We start from the raw sequence: 21,242 nt of genomic DNA on the forward strand, positions 1-21,242 counted from the left end.
ATAATTAATTTGCCAATGGTTTGTTGATCATTCCGATCACACGTTTGATCGCCTGCAGGTAATTGATATTTTCCACATCTCCCAGACCGACTTCCTGAATGGTTTTTTTAATATCTTCCACTTCGGTCGATTCGGAGTTGATGGTTTTCACCATCGCGCCGTTGATATACACTTCTCCGGTTTCACAGATCGTGTCGTTCACCATATATCCATAGCGATGTTTCTCTACTGTCACAGCCTGCAGGTCGGGATGCGCATCGATCATACCCAGGAACTCCTCCAGTGTATAGGTATCTTTGGTGAGTTGGGGCAGGTTATCTACTTTGAAAGCGGGAAATACCTCTTCGTTCAGCACGGTAGCGGAGATAGGAAATTCACCTTTCATCAGCGGATTCCATTGTTCCAATCCGTCAACAGTCTGTACGTAGGTCTTGATATCCATTTTTCCGTCGCGTATCTTTGTATTATTTACATCGTTCGTACGGCTCACGATATAGGTTTCCGTGCTGCGACGCTCCCATACTTTCTCGGGTACGGGAATGGAAAGACGGGCCATCCGTTTTTCCGCCTCACAAAAACAACGTCCGAATGAACGGAACTCAAATCTTGGTTTCGAGATTGCACCAATCTCCATCTTTTCTTTGCTCATATTATTTTGATATTTATTATTACAACTCATACGACAACCTCAGAAAGGACCGGAATAAACAAACCGAATCGGCATGCAACATCCCGGTCTTCCGTCTGATTTACATATCGAGAAATTGTTTTATTAGCTTTGAGGAATATCGTTTCCTGTGGCTGGATTAGCAGCACCGTTTGTCGGCGTGGCCAACTTCCAGTCTCCGGTTCCATTGGGAATCCGTTGATAGGAATTGGGTGCGGTATCACTGATACCAACACCAAGATTCGATTCATCTCCACGCAGGAAGACGCCTAAACTCGCTCCATCAGGTCCGAACAATTCAAATTTCAGGTTTTGCTTTGGTGAAATTCCGCTTCCTCCTGACAAATGCGGATTGTCAGGGTTACTCTGGATAATAAGCACATATCCTCCTGCGGGTATTTTACCGCTCTCCGCCGTTCCTGTCCACCAGGCACTTGAACCATTATTCTTCACAAGTGATACGCCGGTCAATGAAAGCTCCACCGATCCCTTGTTAAATAACTCAATAGCTTTGCTATTGCCATCAATTTCATTTAATACCAGATTGTTATAATCAATAGGAGGTGCTCCCACCGTATACGTCAGTTCATTTGAGACGGCAGAGACCCCTGCTTTATTATCGGCTGACACAGTAAATGTAACAACTGCCTTATCGGCCTGTTTTGGAATTACCCCGGTATAAGTATCTCCGTTTCCTTTTGTCATGGTTACCTGCGACTGGCTTCCGCCGTTTACCTTATATTGAATCTTGGCTCCGGTCACGCCTTGCAGGTCGGTAATGGTCGCCGTTATGGTCACGTCATCAGCAGGAGTTACTTCCAGCGGGGCGAACTCTACTTTCTCTATGTTTGCCGGGCCTTTATACATCTCGTCTTCCACGCATGATACAGCCAGTAATACCAGTACAATAAATATATTTGCTATTAAAAATTTAGTCTTCATTATGATTGTAAATTTAGAGGATTATTAGAAAACAATTTCACAACGCAGTGATACCATACTGTAATCTACACCCGCTTTGCCTTTCGACTCGGTCACTTTTGTATAGTCTTTCGTAGGTTTACCGGCCACATCATGGCCTACCAACAATTTACCTTTACCATTCGCATAACGGTCGTTGTTGTTATACTGGTAGTTGAGCATGAATTTCACATTATTATTCACCCAGAAGTTCATGCCCAGGGCATAAGCTTCGGATGCTCCACCATAGACACCTCCATCGAAATCGTTCAGGTCGATACTCTCATAACGGGCAGTCAATTCCAAATCACCCCATTTTTGTCCGCGCTGTACACGATTGTATTTTGCTCCTCCGTAATCGTAGCGTTGCTGACCGCCGAAAAGAAGATATCCGGCCTGTGCATACCATCCGCCGAAATTCTTGTTATCCTTGTTCACCATGGGGGAATCGTCCTTAAGGGAAACGGTACTCCCAATATAGGCGGTTTCCACGCGAAGCCCTTTATAATGGCCTGCCAACTCTGCTGTATAGAGCAATGAGTGATCCACCCCTTTAATCACATCGGTATCGACATACTTTTTCCGGTTGATAGAAGTAGAGTTCCTGGCACTGTAGCGTACACCGCCAAAATCGGATGGCGCATCAGTAGATTTGGGAGTCCGGTATGATACCGCTCCTCCTATATGCAACCCCATGTCATTGTATTTGTGTAACGGGCGTAAAACCAGTTTTCCGGTGTACGACTCTCCGGTACTGCGACCATAATCCTTATTGTTATCCTGTACATTGGTCACTTCTTCCAATCCTGCAATCTCCTGAAAGAAAATACCGGCTGACGCCCAGATCAATGGGATACTATACTTGATATTGGCTCCCAGATGACGGGATGGCGCGAGATATGTCACCATAGGACGCTCCATAAACTGAAGGTAACGGGATGAGGTATTCCTTTGCATGGAAAAATTTTCTTTGAAGTTACCCACTTGTATTTCCACATTCTTGATCCCGTCGTAACGGAGAATGGCATCTTTCAACTCCGCAGTCCCGTCAGCCATGTCGATATCAAATTCACCGTACCAGTTCCGCGTTACCTGGGCTTTTACTGCAAAACGGGCACGACGGATACTGGCTCCGTTCCCAATCTCGTCATAATCATCATCCACACCGAAAAAGCCTGCGTAGTCGGCTTGCACGCGTGCGTCGAACCAGAACTTGTAGTCAGCATCTGCCGATTCAAATACAAGCCTTCCATCCTGCATTTCAGTCTTCACTTTTTTAGACTGTACTTCCATTCCATACTGGTCGTATTTCACTTCGTCCTGTGCGAAGGCAGACCCTGCAGCAAAAAGAACCAGTAAAAGATAAATTGTTTTTCTTTTCATTCGTAATATTATTTTTAAATTAAACATGTTATAGTGACTGGATAAACTGTGTCAGGCTATCGTTCCGGTTCAGTCCCATTTTGGTCCGTAACCGGTAACGGGATATTTCCACACTTTTAGTGGAGATATTCAGCAGGGGTGCCATCTCTTTAGATGACAAACCGATTCGCAGCAAGACCAGAATCTTCTTCTCTTTACTTGTCAGGTTAGGATAAGACTGGTGTAGTTTTTCAATGAAGTCCATATGTGCTTGTTCCGTCTGACGATAGATTTCATCTACCTCACCCGAGAAACTCATGCGTTGCTTGATCTCTATCAACTGATTTTTCAGGATCTTATTCTTTTCCTCGGTAGTATCGGCTTTAATTGCCTCATCGATAGAGTCGGAAATCAGTTCCAGATATTTTCGCTGCTCACCGATGCTAAGCGAATAGGTAACCAATTGGTTCTTTTTCTCCTCCAACCGGGTAGCCAGGCTCATATTCTCCAAATGCACAGTGCTTACCTCTATCTCATTGAGTGCTTCCTGATAATCAGTGAACTGGTTCTGCTCGGCCTGGCGATAGCCTTCGGCCCGGGCCTTCGCATAATTACGCCTGTTCAGCATAATAGTATATATGATAAAAGCAATTACCAATAGTATCAGCATCACAAGAAAAAACCTGTTGGTTGAATTTACAGGTATGTGATAGTTCACTGTTGTCGCAGTTTGTTCCGCATAGGTCACAGCATCCGCAATGATCTCATTGCCGGATACCGGAATTCCAAAAACCCTGTCGACAAAGAACAGGCTGATAAATGTGAATGCAGCAGACAGCACCGGCGTCGTAATCCAGCTCAACATGATATTCCCGAGCGTCTTCATTTTCAGCTCCTGTACTCCTTTCACCAATCCTATACCGACCAGGGAACCCACCAACACCTGTGTACTGGAGACCGGCACCAAAGGAATAGGAGGTAAACCGGCACTTACCAGCATATTAGAAAGCCAGGTGGAAGAAAATATAAATAAGACAAGTGCTTGTGCCAGTACTGCCACAATAGCCATCTCCGGCGTCATAGACAATACCCCATTCCCTATTGTGTACATCACTTTCCTGCTATAGGTAAAAATACCCAGGGCGATTGCAAGAGAGCCGATAAAAAACAGCAATTGCGTAGAAGAAATATAGAGGGAGCCGATACTCAATGAGACCGGAAAGGAATTCACGAACACCCCCATTACATTGGCTATATTATTCGCTCCCAGGCTGTAGGCGGCAAACGCACCGACCACAATTAATGAAGTCCTGATGATCGACTCCATCTTCAGCATGTGGATCTTCGACCTGCGGATAAATCTGCGCACCAGCAGGTACAACACAAATGAGAAGGCAGCACCCAGTATCGGTCCGAAAACCCAAGAACCGACAATCTTCACCAAAACACCATAATCAACAGGATTGGCGGTATAATAACACCAACCTACGATAGACCCCACAATAGTTTGTCCCGTCGAGATGGGCAATCGATACCTGGTCATTACCGTCACGATAATGGCGGCACACAGCGCTACCGTGAAAGCGCCGCCGATAGCATCTACCGAACCCAGCTCGGATAAGGTTTCCGTGGTCCCCGACCCCTGTAACACTGATCCCAGTATGACAAATATGCTACTAATGATAGCCGCGGTCCTGAATTTGACCATACGGGTAGCGACGGCCGTTCCAAACAGGTTGGATGCGTCGTTAGCCCCCAGGGACCAGCCCAGGAACAATCCACTGACAAGGAAGAGGTATATAAACATATTTCCTGTATTATACCATTCGTTTAATTGCCATGATAGAAAGCAGGTCGGCTACCTTTTCGGCCGTATCCGAAATATTTTCTATATGCAATGTAAAATAACGCAAATGGAACTTCTCACTCAATTTCAAATCAGGCATTTCCTTAAATATCTTTCTTCGGATGATATCTGCCATCAGGTCGGTTTCCTTTTCATAAAAATAGACCCTGTGTATTTTCTCATTTACATTTACCGGCCCATTGAAATAAGATTTTGCGGCAGGGATGGTAGATTCGGCAGCAGATACCGATGTTTGGGTAAGCCGGATAAAGTCGGAGATCAACTCGGCGGGGATATGGGGTGTCTCCACCTCAAATTGGAATAGATTCTTTTTTGCCTGGTCAATCAGATTGTCCATCTCTTCGAGCAAACGCATGATATCTCCCCGTACTTGCGGCATCAGCGATTGTACATACAGTGTTGTTTCGATCTCACGGCGTAATTTATCGGATTCTCTCTCTGAATTGGCGAGTTGTAGGATATCGTTATTGAAATTTTCCGTATTATTATATAGGTAATTTTTCACTCCTTCCTTGAAAAGGAGCAGACTCTGGTCAACACAATTCAAAAAATTGTCGATGAGTTCTATAGATTTATTTGTACGGGAAAATAGCATGATCGATTTTTTCTGCAATGTTACGAAACTTTTCAATCATGACATCTCAATGGAGGAGAAAATCCACACTACACATCTAATGGGGATAGTGGCTAAATGTAGGGTTATAAATTTACCATTTTATTCTTATTATCAATATGATAAATTAGTGAATGCATAGTTGTTAATTATAAAAAAAACAACTCTACATCCAAAATGTAGAGTTGATGTAAAGGTATATATATGAGGTGACTACAGTTTCACCTTTCTCGCATAATACATAATAACCCCGAGTATGGCAAATAACCCCAGGCTACCGACTAACAGGGAGTAGCTTTCCATACGGATCAACAGGAAAACAAAAACATACAGGAAAGCCAGTAATGATCCCACCAGCAATCCCTGTTTCCTGTTCCGCAGGATAGCTGCCATATGAAGCGTAATCATTACGATGGTCATCACCGCTGCAACTGCATACGAGAGATTAAACCCCCATATTTCAGACATCGAGAGAAGCAATGCATAAAAGAGTACCAGCGCCAATCCAACCAATAAATAATGAAACGGATTGACTGCTTTTTTCCTGATCAATTCAATGAAAAGCACCACTACAAACGTAAGCAAAATAATTAATATGCCATATTTCACGCTCCGCAAATTTTGTTGATACTGATCTACCGACTGAATGAACTTTACGCCGAAGAGCGATGAAGACATCATACTGATCGCTGCGCTATCATCGCCCCCTATAACTTGTCCGTAACTGCGGTTAAGATCCAGCACTTTCCATGAAGCCGAGAAACCTTCATCGGAGATATCATGGCTCAGCGGCAAAAAATCACCGCCGAAACTCGGAGTGGACCAGTTCGACCGGAAAGTGGTGGTTGTCACTTTTCCCACCGGTACCACATACAACCCCGTCGAACCATTCAGATGCAACGTGACTGAGAACGGTATTTTTTCATTTGTCATTGTCTTCCCGAGCAATGAATCAGGACGGACGTTCAACCCGGCTGCAAAGATCCCGGTAGAGATATCCGGCGCTCCTACCGGTTTTACTGTTTCGGGAATATACATATTCATACCCGGTCCGGTAAATAAATTTTCTATGGGAATTCCGGGTTCCATTGAGAAAGTTTCTCCATTTAATTGTAGAGAAACAAGGTCCCTGATACCTTTCAAATCTGTAATCCCCATAATAACACGGGCTTTATCAAATTGTATATCTTCCCGCCTGATACCTTCTTTTTCAATCTCTTCCATATTGAAAACACCTGTCAATGTAATTTCCGCTTTATAGACCGACGCATCGTAAATACCCCGCTTCCGCCTCTCCACCGCCGCATTAGCCTCCACATCCAATTCTTGCGGCAGTAAAAGAAGATGTTTTGTAACCACTTCGCGCTTGTCGTTCACGATCCGCTCCTGTATATAAGGAATAGCGATGCATGGGCCGGTAACAATCTGCTCCCCGCTCCATTTCGATGTGATTTCCTGTATGGCGCTCGTCTTGGTGTATTTTCTCTCATTAATGAGTCCGCGAATCATTCCCAAGGGAATGAGCAACAGGAGTGTCAGAAAACCTATTGCCAACAATTTAACCGTCACTGAATGGCGCTCAATGATACTCTTCTTATTACCGTTCTCTTCCGGCGGCAACGGCTTCGCCTGATTAGATGAATCGATTGTCTCCATATTATCAATTACCAATTACTAATTACCTTATTTAGAAATGAAAAATTAAGAGTGAAGAGTGAAGAGTGAATGTCAGAGCAGTCCCACTTCAATCTACCTTTCCATTTTATTCAGGAAAGACTCCAACGCCGCAAGATGTGCCCGGAATGCTTTCTCTCCTTTCCCTGTCCGTGCAAAGGTGGTTCTTGGTTTTCGTCCGACAAACTGTTTTTTTATAACGATATAGTCCAGACTTTCCAACGCCCGGGTATGGCTCGCCAAATTGCCATCTGTCACGCCCAACAATTCTTTCAGTGAATTAAAATCGACCTCTTCATTCACCATCAGCACCGACATAATTCCAAGACGTACTTTGCTCTCGAATGCCTTGTTGATATCTTCCAGATGTTCGATCATTTTCCTGAATGTCGTTCAACACAAAAATAGAAATAGATCCCGTATATAATATGCAGGATTCCAAATCCCATTGCCCATAACAGTAATCCTCTTCCGGGAAAGAAAGCACAGATAAGCCCCAGGACTAATTCGCCACATCCCAGCCAGAAGATACTTCCGTACGTATACTTCGAGGCATTGATAAGTGACAACCCGTAAAACAGAAGCATAACAGGCGCAATAACCCCTATATTTCCGGCCACAAGAAGCGCCACACTAAAAATTCCACCCACAGTAAGGGGAAGGAAAAAATTCAGGAAAGTGCGATAAGCCGGACCACTACTGAAAGAATAGTTCATTTTTTTAGCTTTCCGGAATGAGAAAAACAGAATTGTAGACAATGACAATACAAATACAATCGCCGCCACAAGAGCAATATCAGGCAGAATACCAATCCACATGGGAACAGAATATACGTCCGGAACATAGCGGACAGATGATATAATACTGTGGCCAACAAATGCCCCTGCCAGCGCATATGCACCGATAAGAGTAGCTGATGTGCCACTGAATGATAAGAAACGGGACGATTTCTCCATCATTACCCGTATCTCTCTGACTGCTTCGAATGCTTCGTTATCCTTCATATTAAAAAGTACTTTGAATTACAAAGTAAATATATAAAAATAAACTCCCCATATACGAAGAGCTTATTTAATAACATTTAACAAAATAATATCACTTGCACAATGCCTCGTTGAGTGCGACCACCGCGTCTTCATACCGCTCACGCCGGATCACGAACTGCATATTGACCTGCATCAGTGACTGGCCGAAACTCTCCACATTAATTTCTTTCTCATACAAGGCTTTGGTTGCCCTGTAGAGAAATCCCGGAAGTGCTATATTAGACCCCATGGCGCAAACAATGGCCATCGGTTCTGCCGTCACCTGATAAAATTGTTCCTGCAAGACTTTAACCAGATCCCTGCTCTTTTCATTATCCCATACCACCATGGTGATGGAGTTGGCGTTGGTCGATTTCAGGATATAACTCACGCCATGCTTCACAAAGTATTGCATAAGATGTCCGTCGAATCCCACTTCACCCACCATCATCGGGTCGTGCACTTCAATGGCCAGCACTTTCCTTGAACCGGAAACGATCTCCACGCGAGGCTCGGGCGAAACATAATCACGCGATATCAGTGTTCCGGGATGGTTGGGTTCAAAGGTATTTTTTATACGGATATTGATGCCGGCCAGTTCCAGCGGTTTAGCCGCCTTGGGATGGATCGCCTCCATGCCGATGTCAGCCAGCTGGTCGGCAATGATATAATTGGTATGTCCCACGGGAATACTATTCTCCACTCCCACTATCTTGGGATCTGCGCTCGAAAGATGATATTCCTTGTGGATGACTGCTTCATCCGCTTTTACTTCGACGGCGATCTTACTGAAAGTCACTTCGCTGTACCCCCGGTCGAAAGCCCGCATAATACCTTCGGTTCCCTTCGTATATCCGGTAGCGATACAAAGCACGCTACTAAAATCTATATCACTGAACTCCTTATGGATACGCTCATCAATGGTGAGTGATTCGTTATCATTGAAACCGCATAAATCCACAAACCGGGCATTGATACCGTTATTATTGAGGATATTGACGGAGTTCCATCCCGAATGGGCTTCTCCGATCGATGCCAGAATTTCGCGGGCAGCCAGGTGTATCGCTTTCGGATCGACATATCCCGATGCCAACACTTTTCCTAAACTATAAAGCACTGTTTTAGCCTGATCCACGCGAAAACGGATAAAATCCCGTGCTTCTTTCAAATCAAGACCGTAATCGGCAAAACCATCATTGATCAGAAGCAATCGCTGACAGAAGGAATCCAAAGCACTACTGTAATCCTCACCGTTCAGGAATTTATTATAAATACCCGGCTCACCGGTCTTTTTGTGCTCCAGCAACCAATTGGTTACATTGTTATAAGCTGAAACCACAAAGATACGGTTATACAACTCGTCCCTCTTGCGGTCTCCCCTGATAATATTTTGAAGCACGTCCTGAAACTGGGACATGGAGGTACCTCCGATTTTTTCTACTGTCAGCATGTTTGTAAGTGAAAAGTGAATAATGAAAAATGAAAAGTGAATAATGAATAATGAAATAAACGATCACACGGGATGCAAAGATAGATTTTTTTTAATTTCCTTCACTAATTGATCGGAAAAAATTGACACCTAAAACTGTCTCAACTCCCGGTACACTTTAAAAATAGGCAATCCCATCACATTGAAGTAAGAGCCTTCTATCCTCTCTACACCCACGTAGCCGATCCACTCCTGCACCCCATAAGCGCCTGCCTTATCCATCGGATTGTATCTTTCCACATAATAATTTATCTCTTCGTCGGTCAACATGCCGAAGGTAACATGGGCAATGTCCGAGAAACAGACCTGTTTTTCTTTCGAAGTCAGGCAAATTCCTGTAACCACCCGATGCGTTTCACCGGAGAGATCTTTTAGCATCTGCTTCGCGTCCTCCTTATCCGACGGCTTCCCTAAAATCCGGCCATGCAACAACACAACCGTATCAGCCGTAATAAGTAATGTATCATCCTGCATCAGGGAAAGATATGCTGATGCTTTTTTCTTTGACAGGAATTCCGGAATTTCCTCATGAGGAATGTCGTCGGGATAAGATTCGTCGATATCCGGCAACGTCCATACTTCATATTCCACATCAATTCCCGAAAGTAACTCTCTCCTTCTTGGCGAATTGGAAGCCAGAATGAGGTGATAACCTGAAGTTGGGTGTGTAAAATCCATTTTTATCTGTTTAATTAGGGTCACAAGATACGAAAAAAGGCTTTATTTTGTACTTTTGCCCTCTATTTTGTACCTTTGCCTACAAAGTCTCAATATATATGATACTCGATCTTTGCCCTTGTCCGGCTTTATATCCCTATTATCAGAAAGAGGACGACACGGTGATCGTGGTGGATGCCTTCCGTGCTTCCGCTACCATCTGTGCCGCGTTTGCCGGTGGCGTATCAGCCGTGATCCCCGTAGCTTCCATTGAGGAGGCGAAAAGGTATAAGTCGGAAGGGTTTCTTGTGGGGGCGGAACGCAATGCCCGCAAATGTGATTTTGCCGATTTCGGCAACTCTCCATTCGATTATATACCGGAAAGAGTATCCGGCAAGGAAGTGGTGTTTACTACCACCAACGGCACACAAGCCATCCAGGCGGCCAAAGGATGCCGGCAATTGTTTATCGGCACCTTTTCCAATATCGATGCAGTGCTGGAAGCGTCTCTGCGGTCAGTCGAACGCGTGGTGATACTCTGTGCCGGATGGGAAAACAGGATCAATATAGAAGATACGCTCTTTGGCGGGGCTTTCGCCGAAAAATTAGCGGAAAAGGACGAATTAATTATCGGGTCGGATAGTATCAGAATTGCATTGGAGTTATGGCAGCAGGCAAAAGAGAATCCGCTGGAATACGTGAAGGGCAGCGACCATTACGCGCGGCTTATAGCCAATGGTGCCGTAAGTGATGCCCCCTATTGTTTACAGATGAACACGGTTTCAATGGTACCTTGTTACGATAATTGCGAAGGGAAATTAAAAGTGGTTCCCCAATAAATATAAAGGATGCTCAAAAATCGGATTCATCAAAGTCGAATGAATCGGTAAACTGCTCCAGGTCGCGACGCTCTTTCTTGGTAGGGCGTCCGGTACCTCTCTGCCGGTCAACAAAACCGCTGATCCGGTTCAGTTCCATCAGTTCATACTGATCGGGAGGTGTCACATTTTCCATGAATCCGGATACTTTAGGGGCACCCATCCTTTTGTCGGATAGGGCCAACACTTTGAATGAAAAGGTAATTGGCGGTTTTTTCACATCGATGATTTCTCCCACCCTGATATTTCTCGACGGCTTCACGGCAACGTTACCGATCAACACCCGTCCCTTTTTACAGGCTTCGGAAGCGACAGTGCGCGTCTTGAAAATACGTACCGCCCACAACCATTTATCTATTCGTACCTCATCCATTTTTTTAGAACCAAGACACAAGACTATTAGAACCAAAACTAAACCAATGTGCTAATTTTCCCACTTAGCCACTTGTCCACCCGACCACATAGCCACCGCCCACTTAGAGTGTCTACTTGTTATTGTATAGATTCATCGTATTCTGGACTCCCGCCAGACAAAAGCTGCGTATCATATCTACCGCCATATCGATCCGCTCGGGTAACAGTTTTTGCTCTTCTTCAGAAAACCGATCCAGCACATAATCGACCTGTCCTCCACGCGGAAAATTATCCCCGATTCCGAACCGGAGCCGCGGATAATTCTGACCTATCAGATCCTGAATATGTTTCAGGCCGTTATGACCGGCATCACTTCCTTTCGATTTCATCCTTAATGTACCGAAAGGTAATGCCAGGTCGTCCACCACCACCAGCAGGTTTTCATTCTCAATCTTCTCTTTCTGTAACCAGTAACGGACGGCATTTCCGCTCAGGTTCATAAAAGTAGACGGTTTGAGCAGGATAAGCGATCTGTTCCTGAGCCGCATCTCCGCCACGAAACCGTATCGCCTGTCTTCAAAAACAGCATTGGACGCCTTAGCAAAAGCGTCCAATACCATAAAACCAATATTGTGGCGGGTTTGCTCATAATCGGGTCCGATATTGCCCAATCCCGCAATCAAATATTTCATTTGATTCTCTCTTTTTATCCCTCACCCTTTGCTGCTGCTCCTCTTGCGGCACGTGTCAGCTGCACACGGCAAACAACAGCATTCTTGGCGTTCAATATTTCAACATCCTCGAAATTCAATTGTCCAACCTGGATAGATTTGCCCAATTCCAGCGTTTCCACGTTCACCACTAACTCCTCAGGCAATTTTGACGGTAATGCTTTCACTTTCAGCTTACGGATATCGAGCGACAACTTACCACCGGCTCTTACCCCGGCAGCCAAACCAGTCAGGCGAACAGGAATTTCAATCACTACAGGTGCATTTTCAACCACATGCAAGAAGTCGATATGAAGAATAGTATCTTTTACCGGATGAAACTGTAACTCTTTTACAATGGCTTGTAATTTCTTTTCTCCAAGATCAAGATTTACCAGGAAGACCTCCGGCGTATAAATCAATTTGCGTACGTCGCCTTGCTTCACTACGAAGTTCACGTTTTCCTCTCCATGTCCACCATATACAACACATGGAATCAGCCCTTCGCTGCGGTAGGCCCTGGCCGCTTTTTTCCCGAAATCGTCCCTGATCTCGCCTTTCAATTCAAATGTTTTCATTTTTACAATTTGTTTGTGTTACTCAAAATAAAGTGCTTTCTCTTTATTTCCCATCACACGGGAGCTTTCAAAAAAGCGGCGCAAAGGTAATGATTTTCTTTTTATTAAACAACCACTTCCCGCACTTTTAGTTTTCAACTTTTCACTCATCTGGCCCTTTTCATCAGCTCCTCGGCGGAAATACTCATCAGCCGCCCGACAGGTTTTCCATCGCGATAGGTAATAATTCGCATTACATAAGCATCTTTAGGTACCTGTAATGGTTCTTTATATACCGGATAGAAATTGTCAGGGGTAGAAGCATCGAAACTGGCATATATATCCAGCCCTTCAATCTCCGTGGTGAGTGTAACCATAAGTTTTTCACCTTCTTTTGCCACCTTTACAATCGGATCATAGATGGCCGGCGAGTACTTGATCCGCGCATAATCGAAGCGGGCAAAATGATCTTCAGTCTTGGAGGCGAAACGGTTCCAATCCTTCTTTTCCTTCGGCGACCAGAGCGATTCGGCTACAGCAAATCCGCGCGGCCAGACCATATATTCCACCTGACGGATATTGTAGATCTGTTCTGTCCACAAGTTCGCCTGTCCTCCCAATATATACTTCGCATTGGCACCCTCCGGTATCGGGTCGAACTGGTAGGTTTGATTCAATCGTAAGCTGCCATATACACGCGGCTCAGTAGAAAGATCCCCCTGCATATAGTCGATATAGACATAATTGGTTGGGCTCATCACTACATAATGCCCCGAATTGGAAGCTTTGATGCCATGTTCGATGCCGCGCCAACTCATCAAGGCGGTAGTGGGGGTAATGCCACCCTCCAGGATCTCATCCCAGCCCATCATTTTCTTTCCTTTGGAGAGGATGATTTGTTCCACCCGTTTACCGAAATAAGATTGTACACCGGACATATCTTTTATACCTTCACGTAGCATTAGCTTTTTTATGTCAGGACTTTTCTCCCAAAAAGTATAGGGAGCCTCGTCTCCGCCGGTATGGATATATTCAAAAGGGAAAAGGGCAGCCACTTCAGTGATTACCTTATCCATAAACTCATACACGTTTTCATTGGCCGGACAAAGCGTATTCTCATACATAGCGGCAGGGCGCCCGCCGGTATTCCAGTCGAGGAAAGGTGCCCCCGTACGCACGAAATGATCACCGCTCTCGGGGAAGCATGCCAGTTCGGGATATGCTGCCAGCACCGCAGAACTATGTCCCGGCACATCGACCTCCGGCATCACCTGCACGTTACGTTCCATGGCATATGCGATCACCTCCCCAATCTCATCCTGCGTATAAAAACCACCATAGTTTTTAGGAGCATCGGGGTCAGGGTCGGAAAGACTACCGAACCAGCCTACCTGTTCGGTTCGCCATGCACCAACCTGCGTCAGCTTCGGCAGACTCTTTATTTCAATACGCCATCCCTCATCATCGGTAAGATGCCAGTGAAATATATTATACTTGTACCTCACCATATTATCAATAAATTGCTTTACCTCATCCACCGTAAAAAAGTGCCGCGACACATCAAGCATCAACCCACGCCATTCTACCCGGGGATAATCCGTGATCTCCACCACAGGTATCTGCCAGGAGACATTCTCCTTCTTTTTATCACTCTCGATCTGGGGAGGTAAAAGCTGGAAAAATGTCTGTACCCCATATAACAGGCCCGCCGGTTCATTGGCTTTTATAACCACTTTCTGAGGTGTCACATCCAACCTGTATCCTTCGCGACCAATCTCTTTATCGGTAATCTTATTCAAAAGAAGTTCGATATGGGCGTTGTCAGCAGAAGAGGATAGCTTCACTTTCTTACCCGGTGCTGTGGAAAGTTTCTCCACCAGCAAGCTATTTATGTAAGCGCCCTGAGCGAGAGGGGTTGAAATAACCACTTCGTCAGGCAATACAAAATGTCCGCCTTTTTTAAGAAGCGAAACCGGCTCTGGAATAATGGAAATATTCCGTTCCTGCTGCTGCCCCATTACCGATACACTCATCAACATAATTGCAATTATAAATATTCCTTTTCCCATATGATTAATTTATTTTAGAATAAAGACTTTTAGACACCATTCCACTTAGCCACTTAGGCACCTTACCACTTAGGCACCTTACCACTCAGGCACCTTACCACTTTTCTTGCAAATCTACGAAATTTGTTTAAAAAACAGGTCGCAAACTGTCCTGATTTTACCCGACTTGTTTACTTTTCGCTCAACAGTATGTGTAATCCCAAAAAAATAGCTACTTTTGCAACTTAAAACGAAAACGTTCATTGCATCAATGATTAACAGGAATTTAATTCGTATCAGGGTTGTACAATTAGTTTATGCTTGGTACCAGAATACGAATAAAGATTTACGCAATGCCGAAAAAGAACTATTATTCGGCCTGCAGAAATCATACGATCTTTACTATTTTCTACTTCTTCTGATGGTAGAGCTCACCGATTCGTATCAAAACAGGGTGGAGACAAAACGGAATAAATTTTTGCCGACGGAGGAGGATCTACATCCCAATACCCATCTTATTGATAATAAGTTCATCCTGCAATTACGCGAGAACAGGCAATTCCGGAAACAGCTTGCAGAGCGCCCCATGTCCTGGGAATCCAATGAAGCGTTCATCAAAAGCCTGTTAGACGAGATATTATCTTCGGACACTTACCAGGAATATACAGCCATTGTTTCCCCTACTTACGAAGAGGACCAGGAATTCTGGCGGAAGACTTTCAAACAGTGTATCTATCTGAACGAAGAGTTGGATGAGATCCTGGAGGATGAGTGTATCTATTGGAATGATGATGTGGAGATCGTACAGACATTTGTCATGAAGACCATCAAACGGTTTTCTGCAGGGAATGGCGACGATCAACCCCTGCTACCGATGTTTAAAGATGAGGAAGACAAGGAATATGCGTTAAAGTTGCTGCATAACTCCATCCTGGACGAAAAAAAGTACCGCGGGCTCATCGAGAAACATACTGAAAAGTGGGATTTCGACCGAATTGCATTCATGGATCTTATCATCATGCAGGTAGCTCTTTCCGAGATATTCACATTTGAATCTATTCCGACCAATGTTACGCTAAACGAATATATCGAGATCGCCAAATCGTATAGTACCCCCAAAAGCGGCACTTTCATTAACGGAATTTTGGATGCGATTGTGCAGGAAATAAAAAAAGAAAAGCGTATCTTTAAAAATTAATTATAAACACCTAAACAATAACTCTTATGAATGTTCTATTACAAGCAGCACCGGGTGGTGCAGGAGGCATGGGCGGCACCCTGTTTATGATGGTAGCCATTTTTGCCGTATTTTATTTCTTCATGATACGTCCCCAGCAAAAAAAACAAAAAGAACTCCAGAAGAGCCGCGAAGCTATGAAAACGGGAGATAAGGTTGTCACTTCAGGCGGTATCCATGGAAGGATCAGGGAGGTAGGTGACACATGGTTCTTAGTGGAAGTGGCTGATGGCGTAAAATTAAAATTTGAAAAAGGCTCAGTATACGCCTCACCGGCCGATGTAGCACAACAGACCAAATAAATTGCGTTTGTGATGGAAGTAAAAGCTATCATCCAGAAATGGCTACCCAGGATTAAAGCCTTTTTCTCCACTGTCCCGTGGAAAAATGTACTGGCTTTCCTGCTCTTCCTGGTGCTGGCTTTTATTTTCTGGTTAATGCTCTTCTTTCAGAAAGAAAACGTGGAGGGCACTTACAGGATACCTTTGAAATACACGAACATCCCTAACGATGTGGTGTTCGACAATCCCTTACCTTCCTTTATAGAGGTAAGTGTTGCCGACAATGGAGCGCAGATCTTCCGTCTTGATGTGATAAAAAGGGATTCACTCGAAATCAATGTTGCCGAAATGGCCGAAGGTGAGAACACCGTAATCCAGGGAGATCAGTACAGGCAACTGATCCGTGGCCAACTATTTCCAAGTACCAATATAAGGGGCTATTACCCTATGAATATCTCTTTGGCAACCTCTAAGCTGCAGAAGAAAGAATTGACGGTGATTTTTGACGGAGAGATCACCACAAGCCGGGCCAACCTGGTGGCAGACAGTGCTACCTTTATTCCGGAAACGGTAATGGCGTATGGCTCCCAACAATCGCTCGAACCGCTGAAAGAAGCCGTAACCGAATATACCCTATTCAAGAACCTGAAAGCTACGTCACAGTTACCCGTCAATATAAACAATGTAGAAGGCGTAAAATTCATTCCTTCACAGGTAGACATCTATATTCCTGTGCAAGAATATACCGAACGCACCTTTGAGGTGCCCATTACCGCCACGCACATGCCGGGAAAGCTCGATGTGAAGTTTTTCCCGTCGCGTGCCAACGTCACTTTCTCTGTCACTCTCGAAGAGTACAAGAAGATCGTACCGGAAGATTTCTCCATCGAACTCGACTACAGGAAGTTTCACGCCAACGAGGATGGTCGCGTGGAACTCGAACTTACAGACAAGCCCTCTTCCATTGTCAATCCCCGAATCTCCCCCATTTCTGTGGAATTCCTTTTTGAAAGCAAGAGTGACAGATGATAAAGATGGGTATCACAGGAGGGATAGGAACCGGGAAGTCTGTCGTCTCGGACATTTTCCATTTGCACGGCATTCCTTTGTACAATGCTGACCGGGAAGCAAAAAAACTGAACGACTCTTCACCCTATATCCGCGCACAACTGACATTACAGATCGGAGAAGACCTTTACACAGAAGACAAACTCGACAGGAAAAAACTGGCCTCCATCATTTTTCACGATAGCCGCAAGCTGGCCATCGTCAACTCTATCATCCATCCGGAACTGGCCAGGCATTTTACTGAATGGTGCCGCCAACGGGAATGGTCCCATCCAATGGTGATCATTGATGCCGCACTGCTTATTGAGGCAGGATTCTATCAATTTGTAGACAAAGTGGTCATGGTACAAGCACCCAAAGAACTCCGTATCGCCAGGGTTATGCAACGTGACCGGTCGACACGTGACGAGGTAGAAGCCCGAATGAATAGCCAGCTTCCTGAAGAGGAAAAAATAAAATATGCTGATTATCTGATTTGTAATGACAACCGGCATTCACTCATTCATCAGGTCGCTGAAGTGATAAAAAAAGTAGCCGGAAATTCATTGTAAAGCACTACTTAATTGATAATCATTACCAATTTGTTGTTTTTATGCAAATATAACCGTAACTTTGCATCGAAATTATTAGGTTATACTATTAAACATCAAAAGAATGGTTGAACAAATTGGAATCAACGCCGGTAAAGTATGGTCAGTTCTTGACGAAAGTGGCCGGCAGAATGTAAAAGAGGTCAAGAAAGCTACTAAACTTACTGACAAAGATCTCTATGCAGCACTCGGATGGCTGGCAAGAGAGGGAAAAGTTACTTTGGAGGCTGAAGAAAAAGAGGTCTTCGCATCATTGAGTTGAAAAGTAAACGCATCGTTTAAATGAAAAAGAGTGTAAAAGCTGTCTAAACGACAGCTTTTTTCTTGTTAATTCTTCTACTGCTATGAATTTATCGCCTATCTTTACCAAAAAGATAGTGACTAAATGGAAATTAAACAATTACGCAACCGGCTTTTGCAATTATTCCCTGAGGACCAGGTTTTTACCGATGAACTATTCCGCCTGGCCAAAGGAACTGACGCAGGACTCTACCGTCTTGTACCCAAAGCAGTAGTAAGAGTGAATTCCGAAGACGAAGTAATCCGTTTATTGGGATTTTGCCGGACAGGGAACCTGCCGATAACATTTAAAGCAGCCGGTACCAGCTTAAGCGGGCAGACCATCTCCGATTCCATACTCATGGAGACAGGGAATGGCTTTGAGTTCTCCACCATCACCCATGAAGGAGCTACCGCCACATTTGGTTGTGCCCTCGCCGGCGCTGCCGCCAACCGCATGTTGATGAGATATAAACGTAAACTGGGACCGAAACCCGCATCTATCAATTCCGCGAAAATAGGAGGAATCATTGCCAATAACGCGAGTGGATCGAGTTATGGTATCCGGCATAACAGTTACAATACGGTCAAGTCGATGCGCATTATCTTTGCCGACGGGTCTGTATTGGATACTGCAGATAGCGAAAGCTGCCGCTCGTTTATTGCCGCCCATCCGCAACTTATCGCAGAAATCGAACAGTTACACCGGGATGCCACAAACAATGAAGCGGTCCGGGAGAAGATCGCTTCAAAATTCCAGTTGAAGAACACCTGTGGTTACGGGATGAACTCACTGATCGATTTCAATGACCCCATCCAGATTATCCAACATCTGATGATCGGTTCTGAGGGTACACTGGGTTTTATTTCCCAGGCCACCTTCGAAACGGTACATGATGCACCGCTAAAGGCTGCGGCGATGGTCTATTTCTCCAACCTCCGTGATGTGAGTAATACCATCATTCCCCTGAGAAGTTGCCGGGTAAGCGCTGCCGAGTTGATGGACCGTAATGCCTTGCGTGCCGTGGAAGACCAGGAAGGTATGCCGGAAGAGTTAAGATCATTGCCGGAAGGTGCGGCAGCACTATTGATAGACACCTCTGCCGACGACGAAGCGACCTTATTGTCGCAAATGGCGGAGATCGAAGAGAAGCTGGCACATATCCAGACACTTGCGCCGATCAAATTCACCACCGACAAACAACGCTACAACCTCTACTGGAATGTACGCAACGGCCTTTTTACTTCGGCTGCGGCCACACGCCCTCCCCGCACGGCAAGTATTATCGAAGATGTCGCCTTCCGGGCTGAGACGTTAGGCGATGCGCTGACCGATGTGCGCGAATTGCTCGTACGCAGCGGTTATGGAAACGCGGTGATGTGGGGCCACCTGCTCGACGGCAATATCCATTTCACCGTTTTCCCCGATATCAATTCCCCAGAAGAAGTGGAAAAATATGCCCTCTTCATGCATGAGCTCTGCGAGTTGGTGGCCGTAAAACACGGCGGCAGCCTCAAGGCGGAACACGGTACCGGACGGAATATGGCTCCTTTCGTGGAAAAAGAATGGGGTGTTGAAATCTATGACTTGATGAAACGGATCAAGCGAATATTCGACCCGGAAGATATCCTCAACCCTGGTGTATTGATCAACGATGACCCTGACGTATTTATCAAAAACCTGAAACGGATACCGGAAGCCAATCCCATCATTGACAAGTGTATTGAATGTGGTTTCTGTGAGGTAAATTGTCCCTCAAAGAACCTGACCATTACTCCCCGGCAAAGGATTATAGCCTACCGTCACCTGGCAGGGCTTGCCGTTTCCGGCAATGAGAAAAATAATCCGGTCCGGAAACAGCTGAAGGAAATCTCCTACCCTCTGGAGGAGACCTGTGCTACCGATGGATTGTGCGGACTTGCCTGTCCGGTAGGGATCGACACGGGAAAATTGGTCAAAGAATTGCGTTGGAAACAGAACGGCAAATTGGCGAACAAGGTAGCCGATATCATTGCCAATAATATGGCGGGTACGACCGCCCTGTTACGCAGATTGTTGCCGATCCCTCATTATATAGGAAAAACTGTGGGCTATCCTGCTATGGAGAGTGTGACAAAAGGGCTTTACAGGTTAGGTGACGGGGCGTTTCCCCTATGGACACGCCACACCCCTTCGGGCAGTAAAAAGATCGCCCGCAACATTCTGCCTGCCAGCAGTCCGGACAGCCCCATGGCAGTCTATTTCCCGGCATGTATTACCCGTGCCATGAGCGGACCCTCATTCGGGTATAAAGAGACGGAAGATATACCTCAAAAGATGCTTTCTGTATTACGGAAAGCAGGATATACTGTGATTATCCCTGAAGAAAAAGACAGGCTTTGCTGCGGGATGGCTTTTAGCAGCAAAGGATTCCGGGAGCAGGCACAAAAAAAGGAGAATGAACTGAATGAGGCACTTTTGAAAGCCAGCCGCAACGGCGAACTGCCGATTGTTTGTGATATGAGTCCCTGCCTGTTACACATGCGCGAGACATTAGACAAACGGCTTAAGCTGTATGATCAGGTGGAATTTATCCACGATTTCCTGCTCGACCGGCTTCAATTTATAAAACAACCCGTCTCTGTCGCCATACATACAACCTGCAGTTCCACCAAGATGCATCTGGAGGAGAAACTGCATACAGTGGCGTCACGTTGCGCGGAAAAAGTGATCGTCCCCGAAAATATCGGGTGTTGCGGATGGGCAGGCGACCGGGGATTTTTTTATCCGGAACTCAATAATTCGGCACTTGCTCCGTTAAGAGAAGGTATTCACGATGCTACAGAAGGCTATTCCAACAGCCGGACCTGCGAAATCGGATTATCGATCAACAGCGGTATTACCTACAAGTCGATGGTATACCTGGTAGATAAGGCTACTACCTAA

Annotated in this window: 22 protein-coding genes; 7 read left to right on the forward strand and 15 right to left on the reverse strand. The window is 45.2% G+C overall.

Annotated elements, in window-relative coordinates:
* Positions 1–4 precede the first annotated feature (4 nt).
* The 10 genes from ABV001_RS06275 to ABV001_RS06320 form a co-directional block, all read right to left on the reverse strand.
* Complete coding sequence (locus ABV001_RS06275) at positions 5–649, reverse strand: hypothetical protein (RefSeq protein ID WP_352422002.1); 645 nt, start codon at positions 647–649, stop codon at positions 5–7.
* A gap of 123 nt (positions 650–772) precedes the next feature.
* The gene (locus ABV001_RS06280; protein WP_352422003.1) at positions 773–1,609 is read right to left on the reverse strand and encodes a lamin tail domain-containing protein; all 837 of its coding nucleotides are present in this window, start codon (positions 1,607–1,609) and stop codon (positions 773–775) included.
* A 24-nt stretch (positions 1,610–1,633) separates the two neighbouring features.
* Entirely contained in the window at positions 1,634–3,010 is a 1,377-nt protein-coding gene (locus tag ABV001_RS06285) for an OprO/OprP family phosphate-selective porin (protein WP_352422004.1), read from the reverse strand.
* Positions 3,011–3,038: 28 nt separating this feature from the next.
* A complete protein-coding gene (locus ABV001_RS06290; RefSeq protein ID WP_352422005.1) occupies positions 3,039–4,796 on the reverse strand; it encodes an inorganic phosphate transporter in 1,758 nt (585 codons plus the stop codon).
* Positions 4,797–4,806: 10 nt separating this feature from the next.
* Entirely contained in the window at positions 4,807–5,469 is a 663-nt protein-coding gene (locus tag ABV001_RS06295) for a DUF47 domain-containing protein (protein ID WP_352422006.1), read from the reverse strand.
* A gap of 213 nt (positions 5,470–5,682) precedes the next feature.
* Positions 5,683–7,125 carry a cell envelope integrity protein CreD gene (creD, locus tag ABV001_RS06300; protein ID WP_352422007.1) on the reverse strand — a complete coding sequence of 481 codons (1,443 nt, stop codon included), beginning with the start codon at positions 7,123–7,125 and terminating at the stop codon, positions 5,683–5,685.
* A gap of 93 nt (positions 7,126–7,218) precedes the next feature.
* Positions 7,219–7,521 carry a winged helix-turn-helix domain-containing protein gene (locus tag ABV001_RS06305; RefSeq protein WP_352422008.1) on the reverse strand — a complete coding sequence of 101 codons (303 nt, stop codon included), beginning with the start codon at positions 7,519–7,521 and terminating at the stop codon, positions 7,219–7,221.
* Positions 7,518–8,147 (reverse strand): hypothetical protein, encoded by a 630-nt coding sequence (locus ABV001_RS06310; protein WP_352422009.1) that lies wholly within the window; start codon positions 8,145–8,147, stop codon positions 7,518–7,520. Before ABV001_RS06310 ends, ABV001_RS06305 begins: the two co-directional genes overlap by 4 nt.
* A gap of 91 nt (positions 8,148–8,238) precedes the next feature.
* Positions 8,239–9,618, reverse strand: a complete 1,380-nt coding sequence (locus ABV001_RS06315) for an aspartate kinase (RefSeq protein WP_352422010.1) — start codon at positions 9,616–9,618, stop codon at positions 8,239–8,241.
* Positions 9,619–9,747: 129 nt separating this feature from the next.
* A complete protein-coding gene (locus tag ABV001_RS06320) occupies positions 9,748–10,335 on the reverse strand; it encodes a Maf-like protein (RefSeq protein ID WP_352422011.1) in 588 nt (195 codons plus the stop codon).
* A 98-nt stretch (positions 10,336–10,433) separates the two neighbouring features.
* Here ABV001_RS06320 and ABV001_RS06325 point away from each other — a divergent pair, with 98 nt between their 5' ends.
* Complete coding sequence (locus ABV001_RS06325; protein ID WP_352422012.1) at positions 10,434–11,153, forward strand: 2-phosphosulfolactate phosphatase; 720 nt, start codon at positions 10,434–10,436, stop codon at positions 11,151–11,153.
* Positions 11,154–11,166: 13 nt separating this feature from the next.
* Here the strand turns inward: ABV001_RS06325 and ABV001_RS06330 are convergent, their stop codons facing one another.
* From ABV001_RS06330 to ABV001_RS06350, 5 genes are all read right to left on the reverse strand, one after another.
* Positions 11,167–11,565: an RNA-binding S4 domain-containing protein gene (locus tag ABV001_RS06330; protein ID WP_352422013.1), complete on the reverse strand. Its 399-nt coding sequence runs from the start codon at positions 11,563–11,565 to the stop codon at positions 11,167–11,169.
* A 112-nt stretch (positions 11,566–11,677) separates the two neighbouring features.
* Positions 11,678–12,238 carry an aminoacyl-tRNA hydrolase gene (pth, locus tag ABV001_RS06335; RefSeq protein ID WP_352422014.1) on the reverse strand — a complete coding sequence of 187 codons (561 nt, stop codon included), beginning with the start codon at positions 12,236–12,238 and terminating at the stop codon, positions 11,678–11,680.
* A 14-nt stretch (positions 12,239–12,252) separates the two neighbouring features.
* A complete protein-coding gene (locus ABV001_RS06340; RefSeq protein ID WP_323423811.1) occupies positions 12,253–12,834 on the reverse strand; it encodes a 50S ribosomal protein L25/general stress protein Ctc in 582 nt (193 codons plus the stop codon).
* Between the two features lie 18 nt (positions 12,835–12,852).
* On the reverse strand, positions 12,853–12,984 hold the full coding sequence (locus ABV001_RS06345; protein ID WP_323423812.1) for a hypothetical protein: 132 nt from the start codon (positions 12,982–12,984) through the stop codon (positions 12,853–12,855).
* Positions 12,981–14,882 (reverse strand): beta-N-acetylhexosaminidase, encoded by a 1,902-nt coding sequence (locus ABV001_RS06350; protein WP_352422015.1) that lies wholly within the window; start codon positions 14,880–14,882, stop codon positions 12,981–12,983. The genes ABV001_RS06345 and ABV001_RS06350 overlap by 4 nt, the downstream gene beginning before the upstream one ends.
* Positions 14,883–15,132: 250 nt before the next feature.
* Between ABV001_RS06350 and nusB the strand changes: the two genes are divergently transcribed.
* The 6 genes from nusB (at position 15,133) to ABV001_RS06380 (ending at position 21,242) form a co-directional block, all read left to right on the forward strand.
* Positions 15,133–16,059 (forward strand): transcription antitermination factor NusB, encoded by a 927-nt coding sequence (nusB, locus tag ABV001_RS06355; RefSeq protein WP_352422016.1) that lies wholly within the window; start codon positions 15,133–15,135, stop codon positions 16,057–16,059.
* 17 nt (positions 16,060–16,076) lie between these two features.
* Positions 16,077–16,400 (forward strand): preprotein translocase subunit YajC, encoded by a 324-nt coding sequence (yajC, locus tag ABV001_RS06360; protein ID WP_352422119.1) that lies wholly within the window; start codon positions 16,077–16,079, stop codon positions 16,398–16,400.
* A gap of 12 nt (positions 16,401–16,412) precedes the next feature.
* The gene (locus ABV001_RS06365; protein ID WP_352422120.1) at positions 16,413–17,408 is read left to right on the forward strand and encodes a CdaR family protein; all 996 of its coding nucleotides are present in this window, start codon (positions 16,413–16,415) and stop codon (positions 17,406–17,408) included.
* The gene (coaE, locus tag ABV001_RS06370; RefSeq protein ID WP_352422017.1) at positions 17,405–17,998 is read left to right on the forward strand and encodes a dephospho-CoA kinase; all 594 of its coding nucleotides are present in this window, start codon (positions 17,405–17,407) and stop codon (positions 17,996–17,998) included. The genes ABV001_RS06365 and coaE overlap by 4 nt, the downstream gene beginning before the upstream one ends.
* Positions 17,999–18,101: 103 nt before the next feature.
* The gene (locus tag ABV001_RS06375; protein ID WP_352422018.1) at positions 18,102–18,299 is read left to right on the forward strand and encodes a winged helix-turn-helix domain-containing protein; all 198 of its coding nucleotides are present in this window, start codon (positions 18,102–18,104) and stop codon (positions 18,297–18,299) included.
* A 123-nt stretch (positions 18,300–18,422) separates the two neighbouring features.
* Positions 18,423–21,242 (forward strand): FAD-binding and (Fe-S)-binding domain-containing protein, encoded by a 2,820-nt coding sequence (locus ABV001_RS06380; protein WP_352422019.1) that lies wholly within the window; start codon positions 18,423–18,425, stop codon positions 21,240–21,242.

Origin of the sequence: Proteiniphilum sp., assembly GCF_040307845.1 — a bacterium.
Taxonomy (GTDB): domain Bacteria; phylum Bacteroidota; class Bacteroidia; order Bacteroidales; family Dysgonomonadaceae; genus Proteiniphilum.